This is a genomic window from Nitrospirillum amazonense, assembly GCF_007828045.1.
GTDB classification, from domain to species: Bacteria; Pseudomonadota; Alphaproteobacteria; order Azospirillales; family Azospirillaceae; genus Nitrospirillum; species Nitrospirillum amazonense_C.
In genome coordinates, this window is the sequence record NZ_VITN01000003.1 from 45752 (window position 1) to 71284 (window position 25533).

23 protein-coding genes are annotated in these 25533 nt (G+C 67.6%); 4 read left to right on the top strand and 19 right to left on the bottom strand.

Translation table 11 applies throughout. From position 1 onward, the window contains the following. Complete coding sequence (locus tag FBZ89_RS05480) at window positions 1-693, bottom strand: NAD-dependent epimerase/dehydratase family protein (RefSeq protein ID WP_145749039.1); 693 nt, start codon at window positions 691-693, stop codon at window positions 1-3. 212 nt (window positions 694-905) lie between these two features. On the opposite strand from FBZ89_RS05480, the gene FBZ89_RS05485 reads away from it, so the two are divergent. Beyond that, window positions 906-1325: a hypothetical protein gene (locus FBZ89_RS05485; RefSeq protein WP_145749040.1), complete on the top strand. Its 420-nt coding sequence runs from the start codon at window positions 906-908 to the stop codon at window positions 1323-1325. 61 nt (window positions 1326-1386) lie between these two features. On the opposite strand, the gene FBZ89_RS05490 is transcribed toward FBZ89_RS05485, so the two are convergent. From FBZ89_RS05490 to ribA, 9 genes are all read right to left on the bottom strand, one after another. Beyond that, window positions 1387-2001, bottom strand: a complete 615-nt coding sequence (locus FBZ89_RS05490; protein WP_145749041.1) for a DUF3501 family protein — start codon at window positions 1999-2001, stop codon at window positions 1387-1389. A 42-nt stretch (window positions 2002-2043) separates the two neighbouring features. Continuing rightward, on the bottom strand, window positions 2044-3420 hold the full coding sequence (locus FBZ89_RS05495) for a (Fe-S)-binding protein (protein WP_145749042.1): 1377 nt from the start codon (window positions 3418-3420) through the stop codon (window positions 2044-2046). Window positions 3421-3508: 88 nt separating this feature from the next. After that, window positions 3509-3928, bottom strand: a complete 420-nt coding sequence (locus tag FBZ89_RS05500) for a rubrerythrin family protein (RefSeq protein WP_145610861.1) — start codon at window positions 3926-3928, stop codon at window positions 3509-3511. Window positions 3929-4110: 182 nt separating this feature from the next. Continuing rightward, on the bottom strand, window positions 4111-4584 hold the full coding sequence (irrA, locus tag FBZ89_RS05505) for an iron response transcriptional regulator IrrA (RefSeq protein WP_145749043.1): 474 nt from the start codon (window positions 4582-4584) through the stop codon (window positions 4111-4113). Window positions 4585-4814: 230 nt separating this feature from the next. Then, window positions 4815-6188, bottom strand: coding sequence for an NAD(P)H-dependent flavin oxidoreductase (locus FBZ89_RS05510; protein ID WP_145749044.1), 1374 nt, complete (start codon window positions 6186-6188; stop codon window positions 4815-4817). Window positions 6189-6420: 232 nt separating this feature from the next. Continuing rightward, window positions 6421-7173, bottom strand: coding sequence for a glycerophosphoryl diester phosphodiesterase (locus FBZ89_RS05515; protein WP_186457216.1), 753 nt, complete (start codon window positions 7171-7173; stop codon window positions 6421-6423). 5 nt (window positions 7174-7178) lie between these two features. Beyond that, window positions 7179-7739 carry a L,D-transpeptidase family protein gene (locus FBZ89_RS05520; RefSeq protein ID WP_145749045.1) on the bottom strand — a complete coding sequence of 187 codons (561 nt, stop codon included), beginning with the start codon at window positions 7737-7739 and terminating at the stop codon, window positions 7179-7181. 66 nt (window positions 7740-7805) lie between these two features. Then, window positions 7806-9542: a hypothetical protein gene (locus tag FBZ89_RS05525; RefSeq protein WP_145749046.1), complete on the bottom strand. Its 1737-nt coding sequence runs from the start codon at window positions 9540-9542 to the stop codon at window positions 7806-7808. A 173-nt stretch (window positions 9543-9715) separates the two neighbouring features. Next, the gene (ribA, locus tag FBZ89_RS05530; protein ID WP_145749047.1) at window positions 9716-10897 is read right to left on the bottom strand and encodes a GTP cyclohydrolase II; all 1182 of its coding nucleotides are present in this window, start codon (window positions 10895-10897) and stop codon (window positions 9716-9718) included. Between the two features lie 538 nt (window positions 10898-11435). Between ribA and FBZ89_RS05535 the strand changes: the two genes are divergently transcribed. From FBZ89_RS05535 to FBZ89_RS05545, 3 genes are all read left to right on the top strand, one after another. After that, complete coding sequence (locus FBZ89_RS05535; RefSeq protein ID WP_145749048.1) at window positions 11436-12332, top strand: hypothetical protein; 897 nt, start codon at window positions 11436-11438, stop codon at window positions 12330-12332. 132 nt (window positions 12333-12464) lie between these two features. After that, the gene (locus tag FBZ89_RS05540) at window positions 12465-13136 is read left to right on the top strand and encodes a response regulator transcription factor (protein WP_145749049.1); all 672 of its coding nucleotides are present in this window, start codon (window positions 12465-12467) and stop codon (window positions 13134-13136) included. After that, window positions 13133-13756, top strand: a complete 624-nt coding sequence (locus tag FBZ89_RS05545; protein WP_145749050.1) for a YcbK family protein — start codon at window positions 13133-13135, stop codon at window positions 13754-13756. The genes FBZ89_RS05540 and FBZ89_RS05545 overlap by 4 nt, the downstream gene beginning before the upstream one ends. Window positions 13757-14206: 450 nt before the next feature. On the opposite strand, the gene FBZ89_RS05550 is transcribed toward FBZ89_RS05545, so the two are convergent. From FBZ89_RS05550 to rimP, 9 genes are all read right to left on the bottom strand, one after another. After that, on the bottom strand, window positions 14207-14827 hold the full coding sequence (locus FBZ89_RS05550) for an outer membrane protein (RefSeq protein WP_040843973.1): 621 nt from the start codon (window positions 14825-14827) through the stop codon (window positions 14207-14209). Between the two features lie 483 nt (window positions 14828-15310). Next, window positions 15311-17440, bottom strand: coding sequence for a polyribonucleotide nucleotidyltransferase (gene pnp / locus FBZ89_RS05555; RefSeq protein ID WP_145749051.1), 2130 nt, complete (start codon window positions 17438-17440; stop codon window positions 15311-15313). Window positions 17441-17733: 293 nt separating this feature from the next. After that, complete coding sequence (gene rpsO, locus FBZ89_RS05560) at window positions 17734-18003, bottom strand: 30S ribosomal protein S15 (protein ID WP_145610851.1); 270 nt, start codon at window positions 18001-18003, stop codon at window positions 17734-17736. A 15-nt stretch (window positions 18004-18018) separates the two neighbouring features. Next, window positions 18019-18960, bottom strand: coding sequence for a tRNA pseudouridine(55) synthase TruB (gene truB, locus FBZ89_RS05565; protein ID WP_145749052.1), 942 nt, complete (start codon window positions 18958-18960; stop codon window positions 18019-18021). Next, entirely contained in the window at window positions 18950-19402 is a 453-nt protein-coding gene (gene rbfA / locus FBZ89_RS05570; RefSeq protein ID WP_145749053.1) for a 30S ribosome-binding factor RbfA, read from the bottom strand. The genes truB and rbfA overlap by 11 nt, the downstream gene beginning before the upstream one ends. Before the next feature lie 188 nt (window positions 19403-19590). After that, the gene (infB, locus tag FBZ89_RS05575; protein WP_145749054.1) at window positions 19591-22335 is read right to left on the bottom strand and encodes a translation initiation factor IF-2; all 2745 of its coding nucleotides are present in this window, start codon (window positions 22333-22335) and stop codon (window positions 19591-19593) included. 73 nt (window positions 22336-22408) lie between these two features. Continuing rightward, the gene (locus FBZ89_RS05580) at window positions 22409-23086 is read right to left on the bottom strand and encodes an RNA-binding protein (protein WP_145749055.1); all 678 of its coding nucleotides are present in this window, start codon (window positions 23084-23086) and stop codon (window positions 22409-22411) included. A gap of 14 nt (window positions 23087-23100) precedes the next feature. Continuing rightward, window positions 23101-24600 (bottom strand): transcription termination factor NusA, encoded by a 1500-nt coding sequence (gene nusA / locus FBZ89_RS05585; RefSeq protein ID WP_145749056.1) that lies wholly within the window; start codon window positions 24598-24600, stop codon window positions 23101-23103. Window positions 24601-24677: 77 nt separating this feature from the next. Then, on the bottom strand, window positions 24678-25172 hold the full coding sequence (rimP, locus tag FBZ89_RS05590; RefSeq protein ID WP_145749057.1) for a ribosome maturation factor RimP: 495 nt from the start codon (window positions 25170-25172) through the stop codon (window positions 24678-24680). Window positions 25173-25533: the final 361 nt, after the last annotated feature.

The following is a 25533-nucleotide window of genomic DNA, read 5'->3' on the forward strand; positions in this document are numbered from 1 at the left end:
TCACATCCCCGCCAGCGAGCGGATGGCGCTGTATTCGTGCGTGCGCACGCCGCCGATGGCCGGCTGGCTGGCGGTGGTGACCAGGGCGGCGGCCACCACCTTGGCCGGGATGGGGCGGTACTTTTCCAGGCGGCCGCTGAGGAAGGGGCCGATGAAAGGCGCCAGCATCTGGAAGAACCGTTCCAGCGGCCGGTCCTGCCTGCGCCGGCCCAGCAGCAGCGAGGGGCGCAGGAAATGGCGGGAGGTGAAGCCCAGGGTGGCCACGTAATCCTCCATCATGCCCTTGGTCTTCAAATACAGGCGGTGGGAGGTCGAGTCGGCATCGACGGAGGAGACGCCGCCGAAGAAGGTGGCGCCGGCGCGGCGCGCGGCCTTGGCCACCGTCACCACGTACTTCAGGTCCACATCCTGGAAGGCGGCGTCGCTGCCGGCGTCCTTGCGGGTGGTGCCCAAGGCGCACAGCACGGCGTCCACCCGCACGTCCGGCGGCAGGTCGGCCAGGGTGGCGAAGTCCACCACCAACTCGCGCAGCTTGGCATGCCGCTGGCCAGTGGGCGTGGGGCCGGTGGGCTTGCGCACCAGACTGACCACCTGGGCCACCTTGGGCGACTCCAGCAGCATGGTCAGGGCATGGGCGCCCACCAGGCCCGTGCCCCCCACCAGCAAAACCCGCAAACCACCCGCCTGATCCATGCCCGCCTACCCTTGAAAGCCGAATGACCCAAAACCGTGAAATCGCGGGACCTTAACACGGGACCTGGGCGTTAAGGAAAGAGGTGCCGGTTTGAGCCGGGTTTATTTCGCAATTGCGAAAGACAGAGTCCGTCTTTTCCAGACGTCAAAATGGGTAGTGGCGGAATCGAAAAAGTGAGCGCATCATTCCTGTAATAAATAGGGAGGCTGCTATGAAAAAGGACGCTCAGATCCTTCAGGATGTGCCTGCTTTCAACGCGATCGGCCTTGGCCTGGTTTTCGGCATGTCCGAACTGGCCGTGTACGGCGCCGCCCAGCTCTTGCTGCCCGGTCTGGGCCTGAAGATGGACATCGCCATCCTGGCCTGGGGGGCCAGCCTGATGATCCTGGGGCCGACCCTGGGCCTGGCCGCCATCTACGGCCTGCACCAGGTGGTGGCGAAGAGCGGCCCGGGCAAGCCCTCCGGTCACAGCCTGGCGCCCGTGCCGCCGGGCACGCCGGGGTCGGACGACAAACCCACCAACTGGTTCCCCTACGATCCCGACGGCATCGACATGTTCGACACGGAAAGTCCTTATCCGCATGTGGGCGGCAAGGTGTCACCGGCGAGGCCGCTGGAAACCGTCAGATAGGCGACGCAGCCCCATCAAGACGAAGGCCGGCCCCCGTGACGGAGCCGGCCTTTTGTTTGTCTCAATCAAAATCCTCGGCCAAAGCGGCGCGCGCGGCCTCCGGCATCACCGTCATGTGTGGGTACTGGTCATGGTCGATACCCACCACCACCCGCGCGTTCGGCTGGCGGAACAGGGCCACCTGGCCGTCGGTGAAGGGGAAGTGAACGAACTGCACGCTGGAGGCCTTGCCGGCGGATGAGGTGCGGTCCAGGTCGGCCTCGGGCAGGCCGTGGACCTTTTCGCCGGCGAACTCCAGCCACAGGGTGTTCTCCACCCCGCCCAGCCGGCCCAGCAGGGCCTTGCGCCGCAGGGGGTCGTCGATCTCGAACATGATGGTGGCCACCAGTTCCCGCCCCTTGGGGATCAGCGGGTTGTAAGCGCGCAGCTCATCCTCGACCTGGGCCTCGCCGCCGCGCTCGATGAACAGCATCTCGTGCACCTGGGACCACATGGTCTCATAGCTCTCGAAATAGAAGGTGGCGTAGGGGCCCACCGCCAGGCGACGGTTGCGCTTCACCGCCACCAGGGCGCGGCGGCGCTCCGCCCGTACCCGGCCGTACTCGTCCATGGACATGATGTCGTCGCGGCCGATGGCGTGCCGCCGGCGGGAAACGGAGGAAGGGGCCTGGGTCATGGCGGGGTCTCCTGAACGCACCCGGACTATGCCCCAAAGGCCTTACAGCCCATAGGCCCGGGCGAAGATTTCAACGGGGTGCAGTTGTTCCAGCAGGGTGGCCTGCGCCGGATCCAGCCGCTCCACCCCCTGGCGGACATGTTCCCCCGCCAGAGGGCATTCGGATGCCAGGTAATGCTTGGCGTTCTTAACGGCCTGGCTGGCCACCGGCTTGCCCACCTTCAGCGCCGTCTCGAAATTGCCCTTCATGATGCCCCAGCTGCCGCCATGGCCGGAGCAGCGTTCCACCACCTTCAGCTCGGCCGGACCCATCTGCCCGCCCTCGGCATCCTTGGGGATCAGGCGCAGCATCTCCGCCGCCTTCTGCCCCATGTTCTGCGCCCGGGCATGGCAGGCGATGTGCAGGGTAACACCGCCCTCCAGCGGGCGCAGGCCGGGGGCCAGCCCTTCCTTCTGGGCGATGTCGACGATGTATTCCGCGATGTCGAAGGTGGCCTTGGACAGCCGCTCCACCGCCGCGCGGTCGGGATGGTCCGCCGGCACCAGGTGCAGCCATTCGAATTTCAGCATCAGGGCGCAGGACGGCACCAGGGCGATGACGTCATAGCCCTGGTCGATCCAGGTCCCCAGGCGGCGGGCGACCAGGCCGGCGTTTTTCACCACCTGTTCGATACACCCCTGTTCCAGCTGGGGCATGCCGCAACAGGCGGGATAGGCCACATCCGTCGCCACCCCGTTGTGCGCCAGGATGGACTGCGCCGCCTGGCCGATGCCGGGGTTGTTAAAGTTGACAAAGCAGGTGGCGTAGAACACCGCCTTGCGCCCCGCGGCCGGCCCCATCGGGTTGACCGCCGGCGGGTCGTCGGCCGCGCGCGCGACGAAGCTGCGTCCGTGGAACCTGGGCAGGCTGGCGGCGGCGTCGATGTCCGCCATCTTCTCCATCAGGCGGCGCGTCAGCCGGTTGCCGGTGGAGGAGGCCCAGTTCACCAGGGACGCCACCTTGCCCGCGACATGGCCGTTGCGGTCGGTGCGGGTCATCTGGTCCACCGCGAAGGGCACGCCGGATTTGCGCGCCCGCACCGCGCGATAGCGCAGCATCAGGTGGGGGAAATCCAGGTTGAAAGGATGCGGCGGCACATAGGGACACTTGGTCAGGAAGCACATGTCGCACAGCGTGCAGGCGTCCACGACCCTGGCGAAGTCCGGGCTCGCCACCGAATCCAGTTCTTCCGATGGGGACTGGTCGATCAGGTCGAACAGGCGGGGGAAGCTGTCACACAGGTTGAAGCAGCGGCGGCAGCCGTGGCAGACGTCGAAGACGCGCCGCATCTCCGCGTCCAGCAGCGCCTCGTCATAAAAATCCGGGTTCCGCCAATCCACCGGATGGCGGACGGGAGCCTCCAGGCTGCCTTCACGCATGGGCGCACCTCCGCCGACGCCGGCCCGCATTCAGGGAGCGGCGTCGGGATAGGGCTGGGGAAGATCAGACGTCACCGGGGGCGGAGAGTCAGCTGTTCAGCTGGTCCAGCGCCTTCTGGAAACGGCCGGCGTGGCTTTTCTCCGCCTTGGCCAGCGTCTCGAACCAGTCGGCGATCTCGTCAAATCCCTCGTCGCGGGCGGTGCGGGCCATGCCGGGATACATGTCGGTGTATTCGTGCGTCTCACCGGCAATGGCGGCCTTCAGGTTCAGGTCGGTGGAGCCGATGGGCTCACCCGTCGCCGGGTCGCCGACCTCTTCCAGGAATTCCAGGTGGCCGTGGGCGTGGCCGGTCTCGCCTTCGGCGGTGGAGCGGAACACGGCCGCGACATCGTTGTAGCCTTCGACGTCGGCCTTTTGCGCGAAATAGAGATAGCGGCGATTGGCCTGGCTTTCGCCCGAGAACGCTTCCTTCAGGTTGCTTTCGGTCTTGGTACCCTTGAGCGACATGGCAACAGTCCTCCACGACAGGGTTCACGCCAACCTTCAGCGGCCATCTGCGGTGGCCTTTCATGCGGGAGAGGATCATGCCATGCCCAGGCGAGCGGGGCAATTCGTCTAGACAAATTCTAAATGATCGCCGCGCCCGCAAGGGGACGGTTTGACGAATGGGGAGGATGAACGTCCGCCGTTCAGGCGCCGTCGCTGAGGCGGATGATGACGTCCACGCGGGCGACCCGGGTTCCGGCGGGCGCGTCGGGCAGGCCACTAACGGCCAGGGCGTCGCCCGGGATGTCGATCAGGTGGCCGTTACCCTCGAAGAAGAAGTGGTGATGGTCCGACACGTTGGTGTCGAAGTAGGACCGCCCGGCCTCCACCACCACCTCGCGCAGCAGGCCCGCCTCGGTGAACTGGTGCAGAGTGTTGTAGACGGTGGCCAGGGACACCCGCATGTCGGCGGTCGATGCCTCGCCATGCAGTTGTTCCGCCGTCACGTGGCGGTCATGGCCGTCGAACAGCAGCTTGGCCAGGGCCACGCGCTGGCGAGTGGGACGCAGGCCCGCGCGCGCCAAGCGATCCGTCGCCTGGATGGCCGTGGCCTGGATGGCGGTCGCTTCGCTGCTGAAATCTTCAGCGGTGAGGGGGGCGGGGGTCAGGTCGGTCATGATCTGCATATGGGCAAGAACGCGGACCGGAAAAGAGCCGATCCTCAAGGATTTCCGCTATTCAGCCATGAAATTTGGAATGAATCCAGATTTAAAGGCGCCGGCCTGGACTGCGCCTGGGGAAAAGGTTGGTGGCGGCTATCATTCAGCCGGCCAAACGAAAAGAGAGCCGAAACCGGCCCCCTTCCCTTGCGATGATTCCAGGTCATGTACCCGGTCGCGATCCGCGATTAGTACCCGGTCGCGATCCGCTCCACCAACTGCTTCACCGTCGGCACGAAGCCGTTCTGGTACCAGGGGTCGCTGGCGAAGCGGTAGGCGTTATGCCCGGCGAACATGAGCTGATGCTCCACATCCTCGGAGTGGCTGATGTTCTGTAGGGTCTTCTGGATGCAGAAGGAACGCGGATCCGCCTTGCGGCCCGTGGTCCCTTCCTCGTTCTGCGCCCAGTTGGAGAAGTTGCAGGCCGACAGGCAGCCCATGCAGTCGATCTGGTCCTGGCGGATGACCTCCGCCTGGGCGGGATCGACGAAGATGAGGGTGGTGTCCGGGGTCCTCAGGGCCACGCTGTTGCCACCGGCCACCCAGCCCTGCGCCCGCTCGCGATCATGTTCGGTGAGGTACACCGGGCGGCCGCGCGGGCCCACCATGAACTCGGCGGTCAGGTCGCCGACCGGCTCCACCGAATAGGCCACCTGCCGCTCGGCCCGGCCCTTCAGCTCTTCCAGGAAGGGGTTGCTGACGGCCGAGGAATAGAAGCCGGTGGGGGAGAAGTGGTTCAGGTAGACATCACCCTTCTTCAGGGTCAACAGCCGCTGCTTCCACGCGTCGGAAATGGGGCTTTCCTTGGTCAGCAGCGGACGGGTGCCGAACTGGAAGCCGACGGGCCCGATCTCCGGATTGTCCAGCCAGTGGTCCCATTCCGACAGCCACCACACGCCGCCCGCCATGATGATGGGCGTCTCGTTCAGGCCGAAGCTGTTCATCATCTCGCGCAGGGCCTTCACACGGGGATAGGGATCCTCGGGCTTCAGCGGGTCCTCGCTGTTGGACAGGCCGTTGTGGCCGCCGGCCAGCCACGGATCCTCATAGACGACGCCGCCCAGGAAATCCCGGAACTTGTTGTAGGCGCGCAGCCACAGGGCGCGGAAGGCACGGGCGGACGAGACGATGGGGTAATAGTACACGCCGTGCTTCACGGCGATCTCGGCCACGCGGTAGGGCATGCCGGCACCGCAGGTGATGCCGTGGATCAGGCCCTGCGCCCCTTCCAGCACGCCGTGCAGGATCTGTTCGGCCGCCGCCATTTCCCACAGCACGTTCATGTGGATGCGGCCTTCGCCACCCGCCGTCTCGTGCGCCATGCGGGCCTGATAGATGCCGCCGCGGATGGAATGCCTGATCAGTTCCTCATGCCGTTCACGGCGGGTCTTGCCATGATAGATCTGGGGGATCAGCTGGCCGTTGTCGTCGTAGGCGTCGGCGTTGACGCCGGAGAAGGTGCCAACGCCGCCAGCCGACGCCCAGGCGCCGGAGCTTTCGCCGTTGGAAACGGAGATGCCTTTGCCACCCTCGACGACGGGCAGCACTTCCTTACCGGACATCACCAATGACCGCAGCGCCTTCAACTCACGTCTCCTGAAAACCGGACCTCGTGCCAACCCGTGCCCCATGCGGGGGTGACCGGAATGGTTCGGTCCCCAATACATATAGGGTGGCGGCGGGCGGCCGCTAACATATCGCAGGCTGGATATAGGAAAACCGGGGCGGGCGAAAGGCCCCTCATCCGCTTGACGTGGACTGCGCCTGATGTTTTTGCCTGCCCGGCCCGCCTTTTCAGCCCGCGATTTCCATGAGACCGCTGGGTGTGTCGGTGAATACCGATGAGACGCCCCAGCCCAGCACCTCCCGCGCCATGGGCACCGTGTTGACCGTGTAGGCCAGCACCGGCCGCCCGGTGGACTTATACTCCCGAATGCTGGCCGCGTCCTCCCTCCGGGCGTTGACGTTGATGGTGCTGACGTTCAACTGCTCCACCCGCTGGCGCCAATTGGCCGGCCGCCGGTCAATGAGATAGCCCAGGGGCCAGCGCGGCACCACCTGGCGCGCCATGTCCAGCGACGCGTCGGCGAAGGAGGAAACCAGGGGCGGCGGCCGGTCGTCCGGCCACAGGGAATAGGTCAGGGTCAGCGCGACGCCGGCCGTTTCCTCCTCCCGACCCGGGCAGGGCTTGATTTCAAGGTTCAGCCCCAAGTTCAGGGCCAGCACCAGCTGGATGACCTCCACCAGGGTCGGCACCTTCTCCCCCCGGAAGGCGGGGGAGAACCAGGACCCGGCGTCCAGCTGGCGCAGGGCGTCCAGCGTCATGTCCTTGGCCGGGCCCGTGCCGTCGGTGGTGCGATCCAGCGTGTCGTCGTGCATCAGCACCGGCACCAGGTCGGCCGTCAGCTTGACGTCCACCTCCACCCATTTGGCGCCCTGCGCCGCCGCCATGCGGATGCCGGACAGCGTGTTCTCCGGCGCGTGGCGGGCGGCACCCCGGTGGCCGATCAGGCGGGGCAAGGGCCCCAACGGCAGGATATCGCTCATGGGGATCAGTCCTTTGATGGGGCCGGCACGCACAGCCGGTCCCCCGGCTGGCAGTGGGACAGCAGCCGGCGCAAATCGGCCGGGTCCAGGGCGGTGCAGCCCGCCGTGGCGGCGCGGTCGGGCCGCGCCAGGTGCATGAAGATGGCGCTGCCCAGGCCGGGCACGGGCGGGTCGTCGTTGTGCCCCAGCACCACGACAACGTCATAGACATGGTCGTCCCGCCACATCACCTCATGGCTCGCGAAAAACGGCAGGGTCACCGGGCGGTTGTAGTCGGGATGGCTGGGGTCGTCGCACCAACCCTCATCCGGTGCGAGCGGCGCCACCGGCAAGGCTGTCACGGGTGCGGGGACACGGTCCGGACGGTAGAGCACGCGGCGCAGGGGGAAACAGCCCACGGGGGTTCCCCCGTCCCCTTCCCGTTTGTCCTGGATGACGCCACCCCGGCCGATGACGCAGGCGGCCGCCTGCGGCCGTCCCTGGCCGTCGCGCCAGCACAGGCGGTAACCGGCGCCGGATCGAGGGGGGGCGGGAATGGCGGCATCGGGGATCAGATGGATGTCCATCCCCCCTCTATACCTCAACGGGCGCCCTGATCAATTGGGCCGGCTCAATGCGTCCGGACTTAGGACTTAGTGGGGGGCGCCCTGGGCGTCCTTCATGGCCTGGTACTTCGCCAGGTTGGCCATCATGATGTCGGCGATGAACTGCTTGGGCAGCGGCGGCGGGCCGCCGGTGGCGTTGCTGATGACGGCGGCGCCCGTTTGGGCGGCACCGGCCTGGGATGTCCCCTGTCCCTCCATAGCCCCGGCTGGGGGCACGGCGCTGGCGGACAGGGTGCCGCCGCTGGCGGGCTGCTGCGGCATCGCGGGCTGGGCGCCGGTGGGCGCCCGGCTGCCGTTGACGCTGGCCGAGGCGGCGGTGGCCTGGGCCAGCAGGGTGGCCGTGTCCTGGCCCATGGCGTTGGTGTAGGCCTGGATGGCCTGGGGAACAGGGGTGCGTTGCGGCTGCGCGGCGGCGGCCGTGCCGCCATCCATCACCTGGATCATGGCGGGATGGGAGGCGGCGGCCAGGGCGGCCTGGGACTGTACCGCCTGGGACTGCGCGGCGTTGGCCTGGACCGCCCCCGTCTGCAGCACCGTGGGGCCGGCGGTGGCGGACTTGATGTTCTGGACATAGCTGGGGGCCACCAGGGTGCGGCCGGTGGGGGCACCGGCGCCAGCGCCCGCCATGGCGCGGTAGTTGGCCAGGGTCAGGCCGTGGGCCTGCTTCTGCCCCAGATGGGACCCCGCCTCGGACGCGGCGGCGGCCGGGTTGGCGGCATTGGCCATGGCGGCGGCCTGGGCCGGCATCAGCTGTGGTCCGGCCGCCATGGGCATGGACTGAGTGCCGACACCGATGTTGGCGGCGGCGTTGGCGGCCTGCGCCATCGCCTGGGTGGCGTTGGTGATCTGGCTGGCCTGCTGCGCCAGGGCCTGGGACGGGTTGGCGCCAGGCACGGCCCCCGGGAAGGTCATGGCCGCCGCGTTTACGGCCACGGCGGGCACGGCCGCCAGGTTGGGGAAGGCCTGGGCCTGGGACCTTACCGTGGTGGCCGGCGTGGCCAGGCCGGGCACGGCGCCGGCGGGGACCGAGCTGGTGCGCACCATTTGACCCGGAACAGGCTGACCAGAGATCGGCGCCGTCTGCGCCCCGGCCAGGGCCGTACCGTCCGTCTGGGGCGCCAGCACCAGCGAGTCGACCTTGGCCACGGGCGCGCGGCCAGCGGTGGGGGCGTGGTCCGGCTGCTCCTGCCCGCCCTGGCCACCGCCCCTGCGCCCCTTGCCACCGCCCTGGTCCTCATCGGGGTCCAGCGTGACCGTGCCGGTCCTGTGGTGCCCCAGGCCCAGCGCGTCCATGACGTGGCCGCCCACGTCCTCGCCCGTTTCCTCCTCAATGATGGCGTCGCCGGTGGCCAGCGCCATGCCGATGGGGCCGCCATAGAGCAGGCCGCCCAGGATCTTGGCCGGGGCCTTGATGGTGTCGCCCGTGATCTCGCGATAGATCGTGCTGATGACGGGGATGTGCTGCAGGGGGTTGATGATGTCGACCACGTCCCAGAAGGACATGTGGTTGTCCTTGTGGGCGGCGGCGGTCTGAGCGTCCACCTGGGCCTGGACCGCGGCCGCGGTGCCCACCGGGGCGGCACCCACCTGGCCGGGCAACGCGCCGGCCTGTTGCGCCGCGTCCTGCGCCACCTGCTGGCCCAGCTGGTCCTGGAAGTCACCCGTCATCCCCGCCTGGCCGGCGGTCGCGGCCGTGGCGTTGCCACCCGCCAGCGCGGGATCGGGGTAGGACGGCGACAGGGCAGACTGGACGCTGGGGGTCATGGGGCTTTCTCCTGCACCCACAACCCAAAGCAAGCGATATGCCAGTATAAATATATATTATTTTCAGTGTATTAGCTTGAGGCACCGGCCATGCGAAACCGCCCATCGGCAGATTCAACCGGGCAGGGCCAGCGGGACTTGCCGGGCCCCTGCCCCGTCACAGCCCCTGCCCGTCACAGCAGGTGGCCAGCCTTTTCCGCCTTGGTGCGCAGGTAGGCGATGTTGTGGCCGTTGGCGGGGAAGATGTGGGGGACGCGGTCCACCACCTTCACGCCCCAGCGGGCCAGCTGGGACAGCTTGTCCGGGTTGTTGGTCATCAGGCGCACGGCGTGGAAACCCAGGGCCTTCAGCATGGTGGCGGCCGGCAGGTAGGTGCGCTCGTCCGCCTCGAAGCCCACCATCAGGTTGGCGTCCACCGTGTCGACGCCGGCATCCTGCAGGCGATAGGCGCGCAGCTTGTTCATCAGGCCGATGTTGCGGCCCTCCTGCGCCAGGTACAGCACCACGCCGCTGCCCTGGGCCGCGATCTCGCGGATGGCGCCGCGCAGCTGGGCGCCGCAGTCGCAACGCAGGGAGCCCAGCAGGTCGCCGGTGAAGCATTCGGAATGCAGGCGGGCCAGCACCGGCCGCGTCGGGTCGGGGTTGCCGATCAGGATGGCCAGATGCTCCACCCCGCCGTCCGGCGCGCGGAAGGCGATCAGGCGGGTGTCCTCCGCATCCAGCAAGGGGACCGAAGCCTCCACAACCTGGCGCAGGGTGGACTCGCCGGCGGCCTGGTAGGCCTGGACGTCAGCACCGCGCACCGTCAGCAGGTCGTTGCGCGCCGCCACCTCGGCGGCGCGGGCGGCCGGGACCTCGGCCACCACGATGGCCGGAAGGAGGCGCGCCAGCTTGACCAGCAGCAGGGCCTCACCCTCGGCCGAGGGGAAGGGACGGACGGTGGGCGTGATGTCCAGGGTGGCGTGACCCGGGCGGGTTGGGTCGGCCAGCAGGCGCACCAGATCGGGTGTCAGGCCTTGACCCGACGGCCCGGGGGCCGGGGCGATGACCACCGTGCCCGCCCCCATGGGGTCGGCCTGCGCCGGTTCCACCGCCTGGGCCAGCAGGCCGGCGGCGATGGCGCGCTTGTCCGTCACCACCAGGGCGGGCTCGCCCCCGCCGCCTTGGGCCGCCGCTTGGCGCACCAGGGCCAGGGCCGGGGCGTCCGCCATCTCCGCCGCGCGCAGCAGCAGGGCACGGCCGTCACCGCCTTGCAGCATCACCAGGTCGCCGCGGCGCAGCTCGGACACCGCGCGCTGGACGGAGCGGCTGGCGGTCCGCAGCAGGGGCGAGATCGGTTCGGCGGCGAGCGACATGCGGGTATATCCAGGCGACACGGGAAAGGATGACAAGAAAGGGTGAAAAACTGTGAAAAGGCGCGAAACAGCGGCGCCCCGCGTATGGGCAGCAGATGGTCATTTAGCCCGCCCGGCACAACCATCCACAGCCATTTAACACGGTATCGGTCCCCAGGGGACGGGCGAAGCGCTAGCGTTGCATGGGTCCCCAGCCCGCCGGTGGGACGGCGCGCGGGAATAAATCCCGCGCCGGCGACGACCACGGCACCAGCCCCGCGCCGGACGGCCAGCCGATATGACCGATCGCGCCATGGCTTTTCCCGGCGGGAAACACCAGAGTAAGTGGCGCATCCGAGCATTGGGCGGTAGGCCGGCGGTGTGGCGGACACCACGGCAATCCCCTGATGCAACGGTGTTTCCCAGCCCTTTTCCGTTTGTTTCCGGCCACCGCGCCGGCCCCGTCACGTCAGGATCCGAACGGGATGTTCCGTGCCTACACCCCGGCCACAGCCCCCTCTTTCGGCCCGCCACCCGGCGGCGGTCGCGGAGGCCGCGCATGATCCAGCCGCAGATCATCGACAGTGCCTGGCAGGCCCTGCGCGAGCCGCTGGACGATAAGGCGCGGGCCATTGAGCTGGCCTGGGAATTCGCCCGCATGGTGCCGTCGCGCCCCCATGTCCTGGATCTGGGCGCCGGCCTGGGCGCCAACGTCCGCCATCTGCTGCCCCGCCTGGGGCGCATGATCCAGGATTGGACCCTGATGGACACCGACGCCACGGTCCTGGGCGGCGTGGCGGAGCGCATGCAGCGCTGGGCCCATGAACTGGGCTGGGGCATGGCGCGCAACCCGCCGGAAGCCGCGACACCGGGCGCGGTGGGCGAGTTGATCCTGTTCGGCGACGACATGCGCAGCCGCCTGACCCTGATCCAGCGGGACATGTCGTCCGATTTGCACGACCTGGGCATCCAGCGCCATGACGGCGTTACCGGCAATGCCTTCTTCGATCGCGTATCGGCGGAATGGCTGGACCATTTCGTTGTCGAACTGACGGCCAGCGGCCTGCCGCCCGTACTGGCCACCGGGGTGCAGGATGGCCGGCTGCTCTGGCGGCCGGAGGATCCGGACGACGGGATGGTGGTGGAACTGGCGGCGGCCGCGGCCCGGCGCGACTACGGCTTCGGCCCGGCGCTGGGCGACCAGGCATCCTCGGTTCTGGTGGAAAGGCTGGAGGCGGCGGGCTATCGCCTGGACGGCGCCCGGTCGGACTGGCGGCTATCCGGCCTGCGCGCCCGGCAGGCGCACCTGAACCTGGTGGACATGCTGGCCGCCCAGGCGGAGGCGCGCGACCCTGCCATGGCCGACCGCATCGGCGCCTGGCGCGAGCGCCGCCGCGCCGCCGTCATGCAGGTGGAACTGATCGTGGGCCACGCCGACATCCTGGCCAGGCGATAGAGGGCCAGGCGATAAAGGGAAAGCCCAACCCATGGGGCATGCGCCCATGGACCCCGTGCGAACGATCCGCACCCATGGTAAGAAGACGACAAGACTGTCCGCCTCCATCCCCCGTTTCCCTAGTCCAGGCCTATGACGACCCCAGGCGCCAAGAAGCTGTTGCTGGTTGAGGATGACGAAACCCTGCGCCACCTGTTGGCCGAGCAGCTGACGGCCCTGGAGGAATTCGACGTGCGACAGGCCGCCGATGGCGCCACGGCCCTGGCCGCCGCGCAGGATGTTTCGTTCGAGGCCATCCTGCTGGCCAGCCGCCTGCCCGACATGGACGGGGCCGCGGTCTGCGCCGCCCTGCGCCGGGCTGGCGTGGACTGCCCTATCCTGCTGATGGCGGCGGAGGGGGAACCCGATGTCGCGGGCTGCAGTGACCGGCTGGTGAAGCCGTTTCGCATCGGTACCCTGCTGGCCAAGCTGCGCCAGCACGCCCGGCCCACGGGCGACGACCCCGCCCTGCGCATCGGCCCCTATGAGTTCCGCGCGGTCGCCCGCACCTTGCGGGAGGACGGCACCGGTGCCGAGACCCGCCTGACCGACAAGGAAGCCCAAATCCTGGCCTATCTGCACCGCGCCGAGGGCGCGGTCATCAGCAGGGAACAACTGCTGGAACAGGTGTGGAACTATAACGAAGGCGTCACCACCCACACCCTGGAAACCCATATCTACCGCCTGCGGCAGAAGATGGAGCGGGACCCGGCCAACGCCGTCCTGCTGGTGACGGAACCCGGCGGATATCGGCTGGCCCCATGACAAAACCCTCTTTCCGGTTCGCCCGGGCCCGGTTCGCCCGGGCTGCATCCCTTTCCCTGATGCTGGCCGTGGTCGCGGCGTGCGGCGGCGGCACGCCCAAGCCCTTCCCCGTGCCCCCGGCGGAGGCCGACCTGCCGCCGGCAAATACCGCCGCCATTCGCCGCGTCGTGCTGGTGCATCCGCCCAGCAAGGAGAAGGTGGACGTCATCTACTGGCATGATGGCGCCTACGATGCCCACGCCATGGCCGAGGTGGCGCACATCATGCGCGATCGCCATGCCGGCGAGACCCATGACATCGACCCGGCGCTGATGGATTTCATCAGCGGCGTCATCCTGCGATCCAGCCTGCCGCCGACCACGCAGGTGGACATCCTGTCGGGCTACCGCTCACCCGAGACCAACGCCGCCCTGGTCAAGGTCAACCGCAACGCCGCCCGCGAAAGCTTCCACATGCAGGGCCGCGCCGCCGACATCCGTATCCCGGCGCTGAAGGGCGACGCCATCACCGAGATCGCCAAGACCATGCAGCGCGGCGGTGCCGCCTTCTACGATGGTAGCGGCCACACCCACGTGGATACAGGCCCGGTGCGCACCTGGGCGACGTATTCCACGCGGTGATTCATTTGCTTCAGGCGGGGTCTTGGTTCGCCGGAGTCTTGGTTCGCCTCAAGCGCCGGCGGGGCATCCGCCCCTTGGCTATCCTCGCGTTTCAGTCCGCCTTCGGCTCCCCAAAACGCTCCGGCGGACGCGGTCGCGTCCTGGGAAAACTCACCTCAAGCGCCGGCGGGGCATCCGCCCCTTGGCTATCCTCGCGTTTCAGTCCGCCTTCGGCTCCCCAAAACGCTCCGGCGGACGCGGTCGCGTCCTAGGAAAACTCACCTCAAGCGCCGGCGGGGCATCCGCCCCTTGGCTATCCTCGCGTTTCAGTCCGCCTTCGGCTCCCCAAAACGCTCCGGCGGACGCGGTCGCGTCCTGGGAAAACTCACCCCAAGCGCCGGCGGGGCGGCCACGAGATGAAAAAGGCCCGGGGGTGAGCCCGGGCCTTTTCCTCAAGAAGGCACGCTCTTATCAGAAGCGAATGCCGACGCCGACACGGACCTGGCTTTCGTCCGGGGTCGTGCGCAGCTGGCCGCCGGCCAGATCCCGCGTGGAATGCGAGTAGTCGGTGTAGTCGTACTCGATGCGGGTGAACAGGTGCTCATCGATGGCGTAATCGGCGCCGACGCCGTACTTCACGCCGTCATAGTCCTGGGCGTACTGGCGGGAGGCGCCACCGGTCAGGGCGTTGGTCGTGTCGATGGAGGTGTGCTGATAACCGACGCGGCCGAACAGCAGCAGGTCGGGCTGAACCACGTAGCCCAGGCGGGCGCTGACGCCGGCGCTATAGTTGGGCTGCACGCGATAGCTGCCCAGGGCGTCGCCGTAGGTCCGGTCGCCGGTGTAGAAATTGGCTTCGCCTTCGGCGCCGACATAGATGTTGTCATAAACGGTCTGGCCGTAGCCGGCGAAGAGGCCGCCGTTGAAACCCTGGGTCTCATGGCTGGGCGTGCTCTGCTGCCCGCCGACGGTGGCCCGCTGATGGGCGTTGAACCAGTCATAGCCGGCGTTGGCACCAACATAGCCGCCATCGAACGTGCTCTGCGCCAGGGCCGGCGTCGCGGCAACCGCGACCAGAGCCGAAGCAGCCAAGACAATAGTCCGTAAACGCGACATGGTAACTCTCCTTTAAGGTCCCTAATTCGCCACAATTTCATTGCTGCAAGCAATAAATCTTGGGCGTATTCCGGCGATGTTTCGTCACCACCTTCAAGTCCATCGCGCTACTATTGCGGGTAACTACTGATGGATGACCGATTCATTACGCCCTCGGGACGGTCATGACCTGTGAGGATCATCACACTTTCCATGCCATCAACGCACGGCTGGAAATCAATACTAGGCCCTTATTTCATGGCTAAACCGAATTAGTGCCCAGACTTCGCCACAAATGAATCGTTCTCGTCACGCGGCGGACATAGAAAAAGCCGCCCAAGCTACCCTGGGCGGCTTAATCCTTAACCAAAGGCATCGGCTGCGGCCGGATGCCTCGGGCTTTTTATAGCCCATCCTCAAACGGCGGGCTACCAGCGGCAAGGTGCCCCTGCCGCTGGGGCAAAAGGTCCGGCCCGGGGCTTACGCCTCCTCGGCCTTGTCCTTCTTGCTCAGGTCCTCGCCGGTGGCCTGGTCGACGACCTTCATCGACAGCTTCACCTTGCCGCGATCGTCGAAGCCCAGGACCTTCACCTTCACCTCGTCGCCCTGGTTGACCACATCGGTCACCTTGGCGACGCGCTGCGGCGACAGTTCGGAGATGTGGACCAAGCCGTCGCGAGCGCCCAGGAAGTTCACGAAGGCGCCGAAATCCATGACCTTCACGACCTTGCCGACGTAGATCTCGCCCAACTCGGGTTCGGCGACGATGCCCTTGATCCACTTGATGGCGGCGTCGGACGCCTTGCTGTCCACGGCCGCCACCTTCACGGTGCCGTCGTCCTCGATGTCGATCTTGGCGCCGGTCTGCTCCACGATCTCCCGGATCACCTTGCCGCCGGAGCCGATCACGTCGCGGATCTTCTCCTTCGGGATGTTGATCACGGTGATGCGCGGGGCGTTCTGGTTCACGGCATCACGGGCGCCGCCGATGGCCTTGGCCATCTCGCCCAGGATGTGCAGACGGCCGTCCTTGGCCTGCGCCAGGGCGACCTTCATGATGTCCTCGGTGATCGAGGTGATCTTGATGTCCATCTGCAGGGCGGTCACGCCGGCCTCGGTGCCGGCCACCTTGAAGTCCATGTCGCCCAGGTGATCCTCGTCACCCAGGATGTCGGACAGCACGGCAACGCCGGTGTCTTCCTTGATCAGACCCATGGCGATACCGGCCACGGGGCGCGGCAGCGGCACGCCGGCATCCATCAGCGCCAGCGAGGTGCCGCAGACGGTGGCCATGGAGGACGAGCCGTTGGACTCGGTGATCTCGGAAACCAGACGCAGGGTGTAGGGGAAGGCTTCCTTCGCCGGCAGCAGCGGGTGCACCGCGCGCCAGGCCAGCTTGCCGTGGCCGATCTCGCGACGGCCCGGGCTGCCCATGCGGCCGGCTTCACCCACGGAGTACGGGGGGAAGTTGTAGTGCAGCATGAAGTTTTCGCGGTATTCGCCTTCCAGCGCGTCCACGATCTGCTCGTCCTGGGCGGTGCCCAGGGTGGCGACCACCAGGGCCTGGGTCTCGCCGCGGGTGAACAGGGACGAGCCGTGGGCCCGGGGCAGCACGCCCACTTCCGCCACGATGGGGCGGATGTCGATGGTGGTGCGGCCGTCGATGCGCTTGCCGGTCTCCAGGACCGTGCCGCGCAGCACGTCGGCCTCCAGATCCTTGAAGGTGCTGCCGACGGCTTCCGCCGTGTGGGCCGCGTCCGCCGTCAGGGCCTCGACCGCCTTCTTCTTGGCGGTGGAGATGGCCTCATAGCGTTCCTGCTTCACGGTCAGGGTGTAGGCAGCGCGAATGTCGGCGCCCACCAGATCGTTCAGCTTGGCCTTCAGCGCGGCCTTGTCATAGGCCGGCGGCGGCAGGTCCCACGGGTCCTTGGCGGCCTGTTCGGCCAGGTCGATGATCAGGTTGATCACCGACTGGAAGGCGGTGTGGCCGAACATGACGGCCTTCAGCATGATCTCCTCGGACAGCTCCTTGGCTTCCGATTCGACCATCAGCACGCCTTCCTGCGTGCCGGCGACCACCAGGTCCAGGTCGGTGGTCTCGACCTGCTCCAGCGTCGGGTTCAGGATGAACTCGCCATCCTTGTAGCCGACGCGGGCGCCGCCGATGGGGCCGAGGAAGGGCAGGCCGGACAGCGTCAGCGCGGCGGAGGCGCCGATCATCGCGACGATGTCGGGATCGTTTTCCAGGTCATGGCTCAGCACGGTGCAGACGACCTGCACCTCGTTGCGGAAGCCGTCGACGAACAGCGGGCGGATGGGGCGGTCGATGAGGCGGGAGGTCAGCACCTCCTTCTCGGTCGGACGCCCCTCGCGCTTGAAGAAGCCGCCCGGGATCTTGCCGGCGGCGAACGCCTTTTCCTGGTAGTTGACGGTCAGGGGGAAAAAGTCCTGGCCGGGCTTCACGGACTTGGCGCCGACGGCGGTGCAGAGCACGACCGTGTCGCCGTAGGTGGCGATGACAGCGCCATCAGCCTGACGGGCGACCTTGCCCGTCTCGAGGACCAGCTTGCGGCCGCCCCATTCCATCTCTTTACGGAAAACCTTGAACATATCTTGCTTCCTTCCATCCGATACTCGGTGCACGTCCCGGATTGGACGGCCGAGCCGGGGCCCTATCGGCAGCACCCGCGTTTGAAACCTTAAATGACAGATGGCCAGCCGGGTCCACCCGGCTGGCCATCCTTACTACTCAATACCCAGAACCGATGCGCTTGCGGGTTATCCGGACGCGGGTCCCGGTGCCGCGCGACCGCGCCGGAGCGCCAGGCCCGCCGGACGGCGGGCGGCCGGTGCCACCGGTGACTGCGGTCGGTTGCGCCAGGGGCGTCGTCCGGACCATACCCTTAGCGACGCAGGCCCAGACGCTGGATCAGCGACGTGTAGCGGGCGGCGTCCTTGCGCTTCAGGTAGTCCAGCAGGCTGCGGCGCTGGCTGACCATGACCAGCAGGCCACGGCGGGAGTGGAAGTCCTTGTTGTGGGACTTCATGTGATCGGTCAGGTTGGTGATGCGTTCCGTCAGGATCGCGACCTGCACCTCGGGCGAACCGGTGTCGCCTTCGGCGGTCTTGTACTCGGCAATGAGCGCCTGCTTGCGCTCGGCAGTGATCGACATCGTCGTCTCCATCACTTAGAGGTTCAAAACGCGCACCGGACGGACCTCCGCCCCCTCGACATGGACCAACGCCACCGGCTTGCCGCCTGAAATGGCAAGCGCGATGGGCTCCCCGCCCGCCAACTGATCGTGAATGGCGTCCAGCCGTTCCAGATCATGACGGCGCAGCAGCGCCACCGTTTGTCCGTGTCTTAGTCGGTGCGCTTCCGCTTCCGCCAGGGCCAGCGCCGGGATGTCGTCCAGCGCGGTCTCGATCGGTTGCAGAAGTCCTTCGACCGTGGGTGTCTGCGCCACCCGTTCCAATTCGTCAAGCGAAATCGCCTGATCCATGGTGAAGCGCCCGACCCGCAAACGCCGCAGGACGGATACATGGCCTACCGTGCCCAAGGCCAGGGCCAGGTCGCGCGCCAGCGAGCGCATATAGGTGCCCTTGCCGCACTCCACCTCGAACTCGGCGTGGTCGGCATCCGGGCGGCCGGTCAGCAGGAAGCTGTCCACGCGCACGATGCGGGGCGCCAATTCCACCCTTTCGCCCTCGCGCGCCAGATCATAGGCGCGCTCGCCCGCCACCTTGATGGCGGAGAACTGCGGCGGCACCTGGCTGATCTCGCCCTGGAAATTCTCCAGCGCCGCCTCGATGTCCTCATCACTGGGACGGTGGTCGTGGGTGGCCGTCACCTCCCCCGCCAAATCGTCTGTGGTGCGGGACTCACCGAAGCGCAGGGTGAAGCGGTAGGTCTTGCCGCAGTCCATGGCGTAGGACACGGTCTTGGTGGCCTCGCCGAAGGCGATGGGCAGGATGCCGGTGGCGATGGGGTCCAGCGTGCCGGCGTGCCCCGCCTTTTCCGCCTGCATCAGCCAGCGCACCTTGGCCATGGCCTGGGTGCTGGTCATGCCCGGCGGCTTGTCCAGCACCAGCCAGCCGTGCAGCGGCCGGCCCTTGCGCTTACGGGCCATCGTGGCGCTCCGCGTCGGCGCCGTCGTCATGGTCGCCGTCCGCATGATCCAGGTCGCGCTGCACGTCGGGGCGGTGCAGCAGCTGGTCGATGCGCTGGGCATAGTCAAAGGACACGTCGACCTGGAAGCTGAGGCGCGGCACATGCTGCAGCCTCATGGCCTTGGCCACCTGGCTGCGCAGATAGGGGGCGACGCGGTTCAGCGCCTTGATCTGCTCGACATGGCCGCCGCCCAGGGGCATGACGAAGGCGGTGGCGTTCTTCAGGTCGGGGCTGATGCGCACCTCGCTGACCGTCACGTTGAGGTCATGCAGGTCGGGATCGCGGAAATCGGCCCGGCGCAGGATGTCGGCCAGGGCGTGGCGCAATTCCTCGCCCACGCGCAGCTGACGTTGAGAGGGGGCCTTGCCGGCGCGCAGGCCGGCGTCACCATGTCGGCTCATGGGTCACTATCCTAATAAGGGCCCCGCCCCATTTCATTCAGGGGGAGGGCCGGCCCGCCCGTCCCATCGGGGGAACGGTGCCGGGTCCAAACGGCTCGGGTAAGAGCCAAAACGGCCGTCCGGGATTGGACCGGACGGCCGGGTTGTCAGGCAAACACGCTGATCCAGGCGAGGAAGGCGGGCCGCGCTTACAGGGCGCGGGCCACTTCTTCCATCTCATAGGCTTCGATGACGTCGCCCGGCTGGATGTTGTCGTAGTTCTCGAAGGCCATGCCGCACTCGTAACCTTCGCGCACTTCCTTGACTTCGTCCTTGAAGCGCTTGAGCGTCTTGAGCGTGCCCTCGTGGATGACGACGTTGTCGCGCAGCAGGCGCACGCCGGCACCGCGCTTCACGATGCCTTCCGTCACGCGGCAGCCGCCGACCTTGCCGACCTTGGTGATGTTGAACACCTCCAGGATCTGCGCGTTGCCCAGGAAGCGTTCGCGCAGGACGGGCTTCAGCATGCCGGTCAGCAGGGCGCGGACATCGTCGATGATGTCGTAGATGACCGAGTAGTAGCGGATCTCCGCATTGTCCCGCTTGGCCATTTCACGGGCCTGCGGATTGGCGCGGACGTTGAAGCCGATGATGATGCCGCGCGAGGCGTTGGCCAGCGTGACGTCGCTTTCGTTGATGGCGCCCACACCGGAATGCAGGACGCGCACCTTGACCTCGGCATTGTCGCCGGCCAGCTTTTCCAGCGTGCCGGAGATGGCCTCGATCGAGCCCTGCACGTCGCCCTTGATGACCAGCGGCAGTTCCTTCACCTCACCCGCCTGGATCTGCTTGAACATCTGTTCCAGCGACCCACGCGCCGACTGGGCGACCTGGGCCTCCCGCTTCTTGCGCTGACGGAACTCGGTGATCTCGCGGGCGCGGGCCTCGCTCTCCACCACGGAGAACTCGTCACCGGCCAGCGGCGTGGCGTTCAGGCCCAGCACCTCCACCGGGGTGGCGGGACCGGCGCTCTCGACGTTCTGGCCACGGTCGTTGACCAGGGCGCGGACACGACCCCACTCGCTGCCGGCGACGACGATGTCGCCCACCTTCAGCGTGCCGCGCTGCACCAGCATGGTGGCGACGGAGCCACGGCCGCGTTCCAGCTTGGCTTCCACGACCACGCCTTCGGCGGTGCGCGCCGGGTTGGCCTTCAGCTCCAGGATTTCGGCCTGCAGGAGGATGTTTTCCTCCAGCTTGTCCAGGCCCTTGCCTGTCTTGGCCGACACTTCGACGTCCAGGACGTCGCCGCCCATGGCCTCGACCACCAGGCCGTGCTGCAGCAGTTCCTGCCGCACCCGGTCCGGCTTGGCGCCGGGCAGGTCGCACTTGTTGATGGCGATGATGATCGGAACCTCGGCCGCCTTGGCGTGCTGGATGGCCTCGACCGTCTGCGGCATGACGCCGTCATCGGCGGCCACCACCAGCACCACCACGTCCGTGACGTTGGCGCCGCGGGCGCGCATCTCGGTGAAGGCGGCGTGGCCGGGGGTGTCGATGAAGGTGATGCGCGAGCCCGACGCCAGCTGCACCTGGTAGGCGCCGATGTGCTGGGTGATGCCACCGGCCTCGCGGCTGGCGACGTCGGTGTGGCGCAGGGCGTCCAGCAGCGAAGTCTTGCCGTGGTCGACGTGGCCCATGACGGTCACGACCGGCGGACGCGGCGACAGATCCTCGTCCCGGTCAACGTCACCCTTCACGCCCACTTCGACGTCGGCTTCCGACACGCGGTGCGCACGGTGGCCGAATTCCGTCACGATCAGCTCGGCCGTGTCGGTGTCGATGTTCTGGGTGATGGTGGCCATGACGCCCATGCGCATCAGCGCCTTGATCACATCCGCGCCACGCTCGGCCATACGGTTGGCCAGTTCCTGCACGGTGATGACTTCGGGGATGATGACGTCGCGGGTCACTTTTTGCGTATCCTGACGCCCACTCAGGCGCTGCTTCTCACGTTCACGGGCGCGACGCAGCGCGGCCATGCTGCGGCCACGCTGGGCGCCACCGCCCTCGTCGCTCAGCGCCTGGGAAATGGTCAGCTTGCCGGCGTTGCGGCGACGCTCGCCACCCTTGGCAGCCTTGGCCGGGGCCGGGGCCGCGACCTTGCTGGCGGTCTTCGCGGCACCACCGGGGCCGGCGCGGCGGCGTCCACCCTCGTCATCCTCGTCATCGACGGCGCGCGGGGCCAGGGGGCCACGCGGGGCCGCGGCGTCCGTGGCGGCGGTCGTGGTCGATGCGGTGTTGCCGGTGGCGGGACGGGCGGCGCGCGGGGCCTCTTCGGCCTTGCGGGCGGCCTCGGCCTCCTTGCGCTTGGCCTCTTCCTCCTGGCGGCGCTTCTCCGCCTCGGCGGCGACGCGCTTTTCCTCTTCCTGAATCATCCGCAGCTCTTCCAGCTCGCGGCGACGCAGGGTTTCGTCGTCCAGGGGACCGTCGTTGACCGGCTCCTCGACCAACGGCTCAGGCGCGGGCGCGGCCTCGGCCGGAGCCTCATCGGCCATCGGCAGGTCGTCGGCGGCCACCTCGTCCAGCAGCTCGTCGGCCACGTCCTCCTGGGCGGGGTTCTCGCCCATGGCGCGCAGGGCGCGCAGACGGGCTTCACGCTCGCTGTCGGTCAGCTGGCGGGGGGCGCCGCCACGCGGCGGCTGGCCACGGCCACCGCCCTGCGCGGGACGGCCCTCGGCGGCCGCGCGGGCGGCGGCACCGCCATCGGCCACGCCCGGACGGGCGCCCTGTTCAAACGTTCGCTTGCGCTTGACCTCAACCGCAACGGTCTTGGTGCGGCCGTGCGAGAAGCTCTGGCGCACGGATCCCGCGTCCACCGTCTTCTTCAGCTCCAGCTTGCCTCGACCGGTAAGGCTCAACTTCTTGCGGTCCTGGTCGCTCGTGTCAGTCATACGTTTTCCGACTGTTTCATCGTTGTCGCCCCGGGGCCGATGCCCCAAGGCCATCCCTTACCCAGCGCTGGGCCTAGCGCCCCTTGGAGAGGGCGCGCAGCCTGTCCGCCTCCCGCTGCAGGCGCTGGACCAGCGGTCCGGCACCCACCACGGCATGCACCGCGTCATCGCGGCCCAGCGCCATGCCCAGCTCCCCCCGGTCGAAGATATCGACCACCGGGATGCCGGGGGACAGCGCGTCCAGCTTGGACCGGCCGTCGGCAGCCCCATCGGACGCCTCCAGCCTGAGCCCTATGCCCGACCGCGTACCGATGGCCTTGGCGCGTAGCGCCGCGGCCACCTTCTCAAACCCCGCCACCGCCTGGCCGCCCCGCCGGGCAAGCCCGACCAGGTCCAGACAACGGCGACGCAGAAGGCCCGACACTTGGGCCCCCAAGTCCGCCGGGGTACGCACCGACCGGCGCGCCGCCTTGGCGAACAAACCTTTGGCGACCGCCTTTTCAACCAAGGCGGGGTCCGCCGTCAACCACAGCCCGCGTCCGGGCAGGGTTTCCTCCACATCGGGGACGACCGTGCCGTCGGGTCCGACGACAAAACGGATCATCCCGTCCTTCTTTCCGACCACCCCGCTGGCGATGCACCGGCGCAGTGGGCTTTTGGCCCCCCCGACCACCTCCGCCTCGCCTTCCGGCAGCAGCGGCGCGTCGGGGTCCGGTGTTATCGCCGGTCCCGAGACCTGCGGGGAGACCATGAACCAGGCCCCCCTCAGGCGTCCGCGCCGGACTCTTCGTCCGCGAACCAGTGGGCGCGGGCGGCCATGATCAACTCATTGGCCTCATCCTCGCTCATCGAGTCCTTGCCCAGGATTTCGATGAGCTCGTCGCCCGCCAGGTCGGCGAAATCGTCCAGCGTCTTGACACCCTTCTCACCCAGCTTGACCAGCATGGGAGCCGTCAGCGCCTCGATGGCCGCCACCTCGTCGGTGACACCCAGTTCCCTGCGGCGGTTCTCCAGGCGGCTGTTCTGCTCTTCCAGGAAATTGCGGGCGCGTTCCCGCAGTTCCTCGGCCACGTCCTCGTCGAAGGCGTCGATGGAGGTCAGTTCCTCGGTATCGACGTAGGCGATCTCCTCCACCGAGGTGAAGCCTTCGGCCACCAGCAGATGGGCAATCACGTCGTCAACGTCCAGGGCCTCGATGAACATCTGCGACCGGGTCTTGAATTCCTCGGTGCGACGGTCGGATTCCTCCTGCTCCGTCATGATGTCGATGTCCCAGCCGGTCAGCATGGACGCCAGACGGACGTTCTGGCCGCGGCGGCCGATGGCCAGCGACAGCTGGTCGTCGGGCACCACCACCTCGATGCGCTTGGTTTCTTCGTCCAGCACCACCTTGGCGACCTCGGCCGGGGCCAGCGCATTCACCACGAAGGTGGCAGCGTCGCGGTTCCAGGGGATGATGTCGATCTTCTCGCCCTGCAACTCGCCGACCACGGCCTGGACGCGGCTGCCGCGCATGCCGACGCAGGCGCCCACGGGGTCGATGGCGCTGTCATTGCTGATGACGGCGATCTTGGCGCGGCTACCCGGGTCGCGGGCCACGGCCTTGATCTCGATGATGCCGTCGTAGATTTCCGGCACTTCCTGCTTGAACAGGCCGGCCATGAAGGCGGGATGGGTGCGCGACAGGAAAATCTGCGGGCCGCGCGGCTCGCGCCGCACGTCGTAGATGTAGGCGCGCACGCGGTCGCCATTCTTGAAGTGCTCGCGCGGCAGGCATTCGTCGCGGCGCAGCACCGCCTCGGCGCGGCCCAGGTCCACGGTCACGTTGCCGTATTCCACGCGCTTGACCAGGCCATTGACGATATCGCCCATGCGGTCCTTGTACTCGTCGTACTGACGGTCGCGCTCGGCCTCGCGCACCTTCTGCACGATCACCTGCTTGGCGGTCTGTGCGGCGATGCGGCCGAAATCGATGGGCGGCAGCGGGTCGATCAGGAAGTCGCCGACCTTGGCGTCCGGGCGCTTGCGCTTGGCCTGGGCCACGGAAACCTGGGTCGCCTCGTCCTCGACCGTCTCGACCACTTCCAGATAGCGCATCAGGTGGATGTCGCCGGTCTTGCGGTCGATGCGGGCGCGGATGTCGTGCTCGTGACCGTACTTCGACCGGCCAGCCTTCTTGATGGCCTCTTCCATCGCCTCGAGCACATGCTCTTTCTCGATGTTCTTTTCGCGGGCGACGGCGTCAGCGACTTGAAGAAGTTCCATCGAAGCGAACCTTGCCTTCTGTTACGTCAGTAAGAACGACTGTTGGTATGATGTGGGGCGACTAGGGGGAAACGGGGTCAGTGCTGGTGCTTGCCCTCGGCGGCCGCCTTCAGCAGCGCGTCGTTCATCACCAGCTTGGCCCGCAGGATCAGGTCGAAGGGCACGGCGGCCGGGCCCGTGGACATTTCCACCAGCACCTTGCCGTCCTCGATGCCCTTCAGCATGCCGATGAAGCGGCGCCGGTCATCCACCGGCTGCGACGTCTCCACCCGCACCTCGAACCCCGCGAAGCGCTCGAAATCCTTGGGCCGGGTCAGCGGCCGGTCGATGCCGGGGCTGCTGACCTCCAGCGTATAGGCGACATCGATGGGGTCTTCCACGTCCAGCAGGGCCGACACGGCGCGGCTGATCTCCGCGCAGTCATCCACCGTCATGGCGGCGCCGTCCACGCGCTCGGCCATGATCTGCAGCGTCGGGCGGGCGTTGCCCGTCAGCGACACGCGCACCAGGTCATAGCCCATGGCCTCGACCGAGGGGGCGATGATACCGGCGATGCGTTCGTGTACGTCCATCGATCTCTATCCAGGGAACGGCCGATCGGGCCGTCCCCGCCTTCGCTTGGGGACGGTTATGGGGCGAAACCTGCCCGCCTGACATCGCCGACCCCAGATAATAAAAAAAGTGGGCCAATGGCCCACCCGCAAAGCGTTCCAGCCAGCCACCAGATTGTCGATGGCCGGATCGTTATGAGGATTGCTGCGGCGGATCATAGTCGCCACGGCGTTTTGCGCAAAGGGTTTTCATGCGCCATCCGCCATGTGCCGGAAGGGATGCAGGCCAGCGTCGCCGCCGGTTGTCATCATCCCCACCAGCGCTGGTGCCGTTAAACACCAGCGAGCCCCATATGGTGTGAAAAACAGCCCCCGTCAAGAT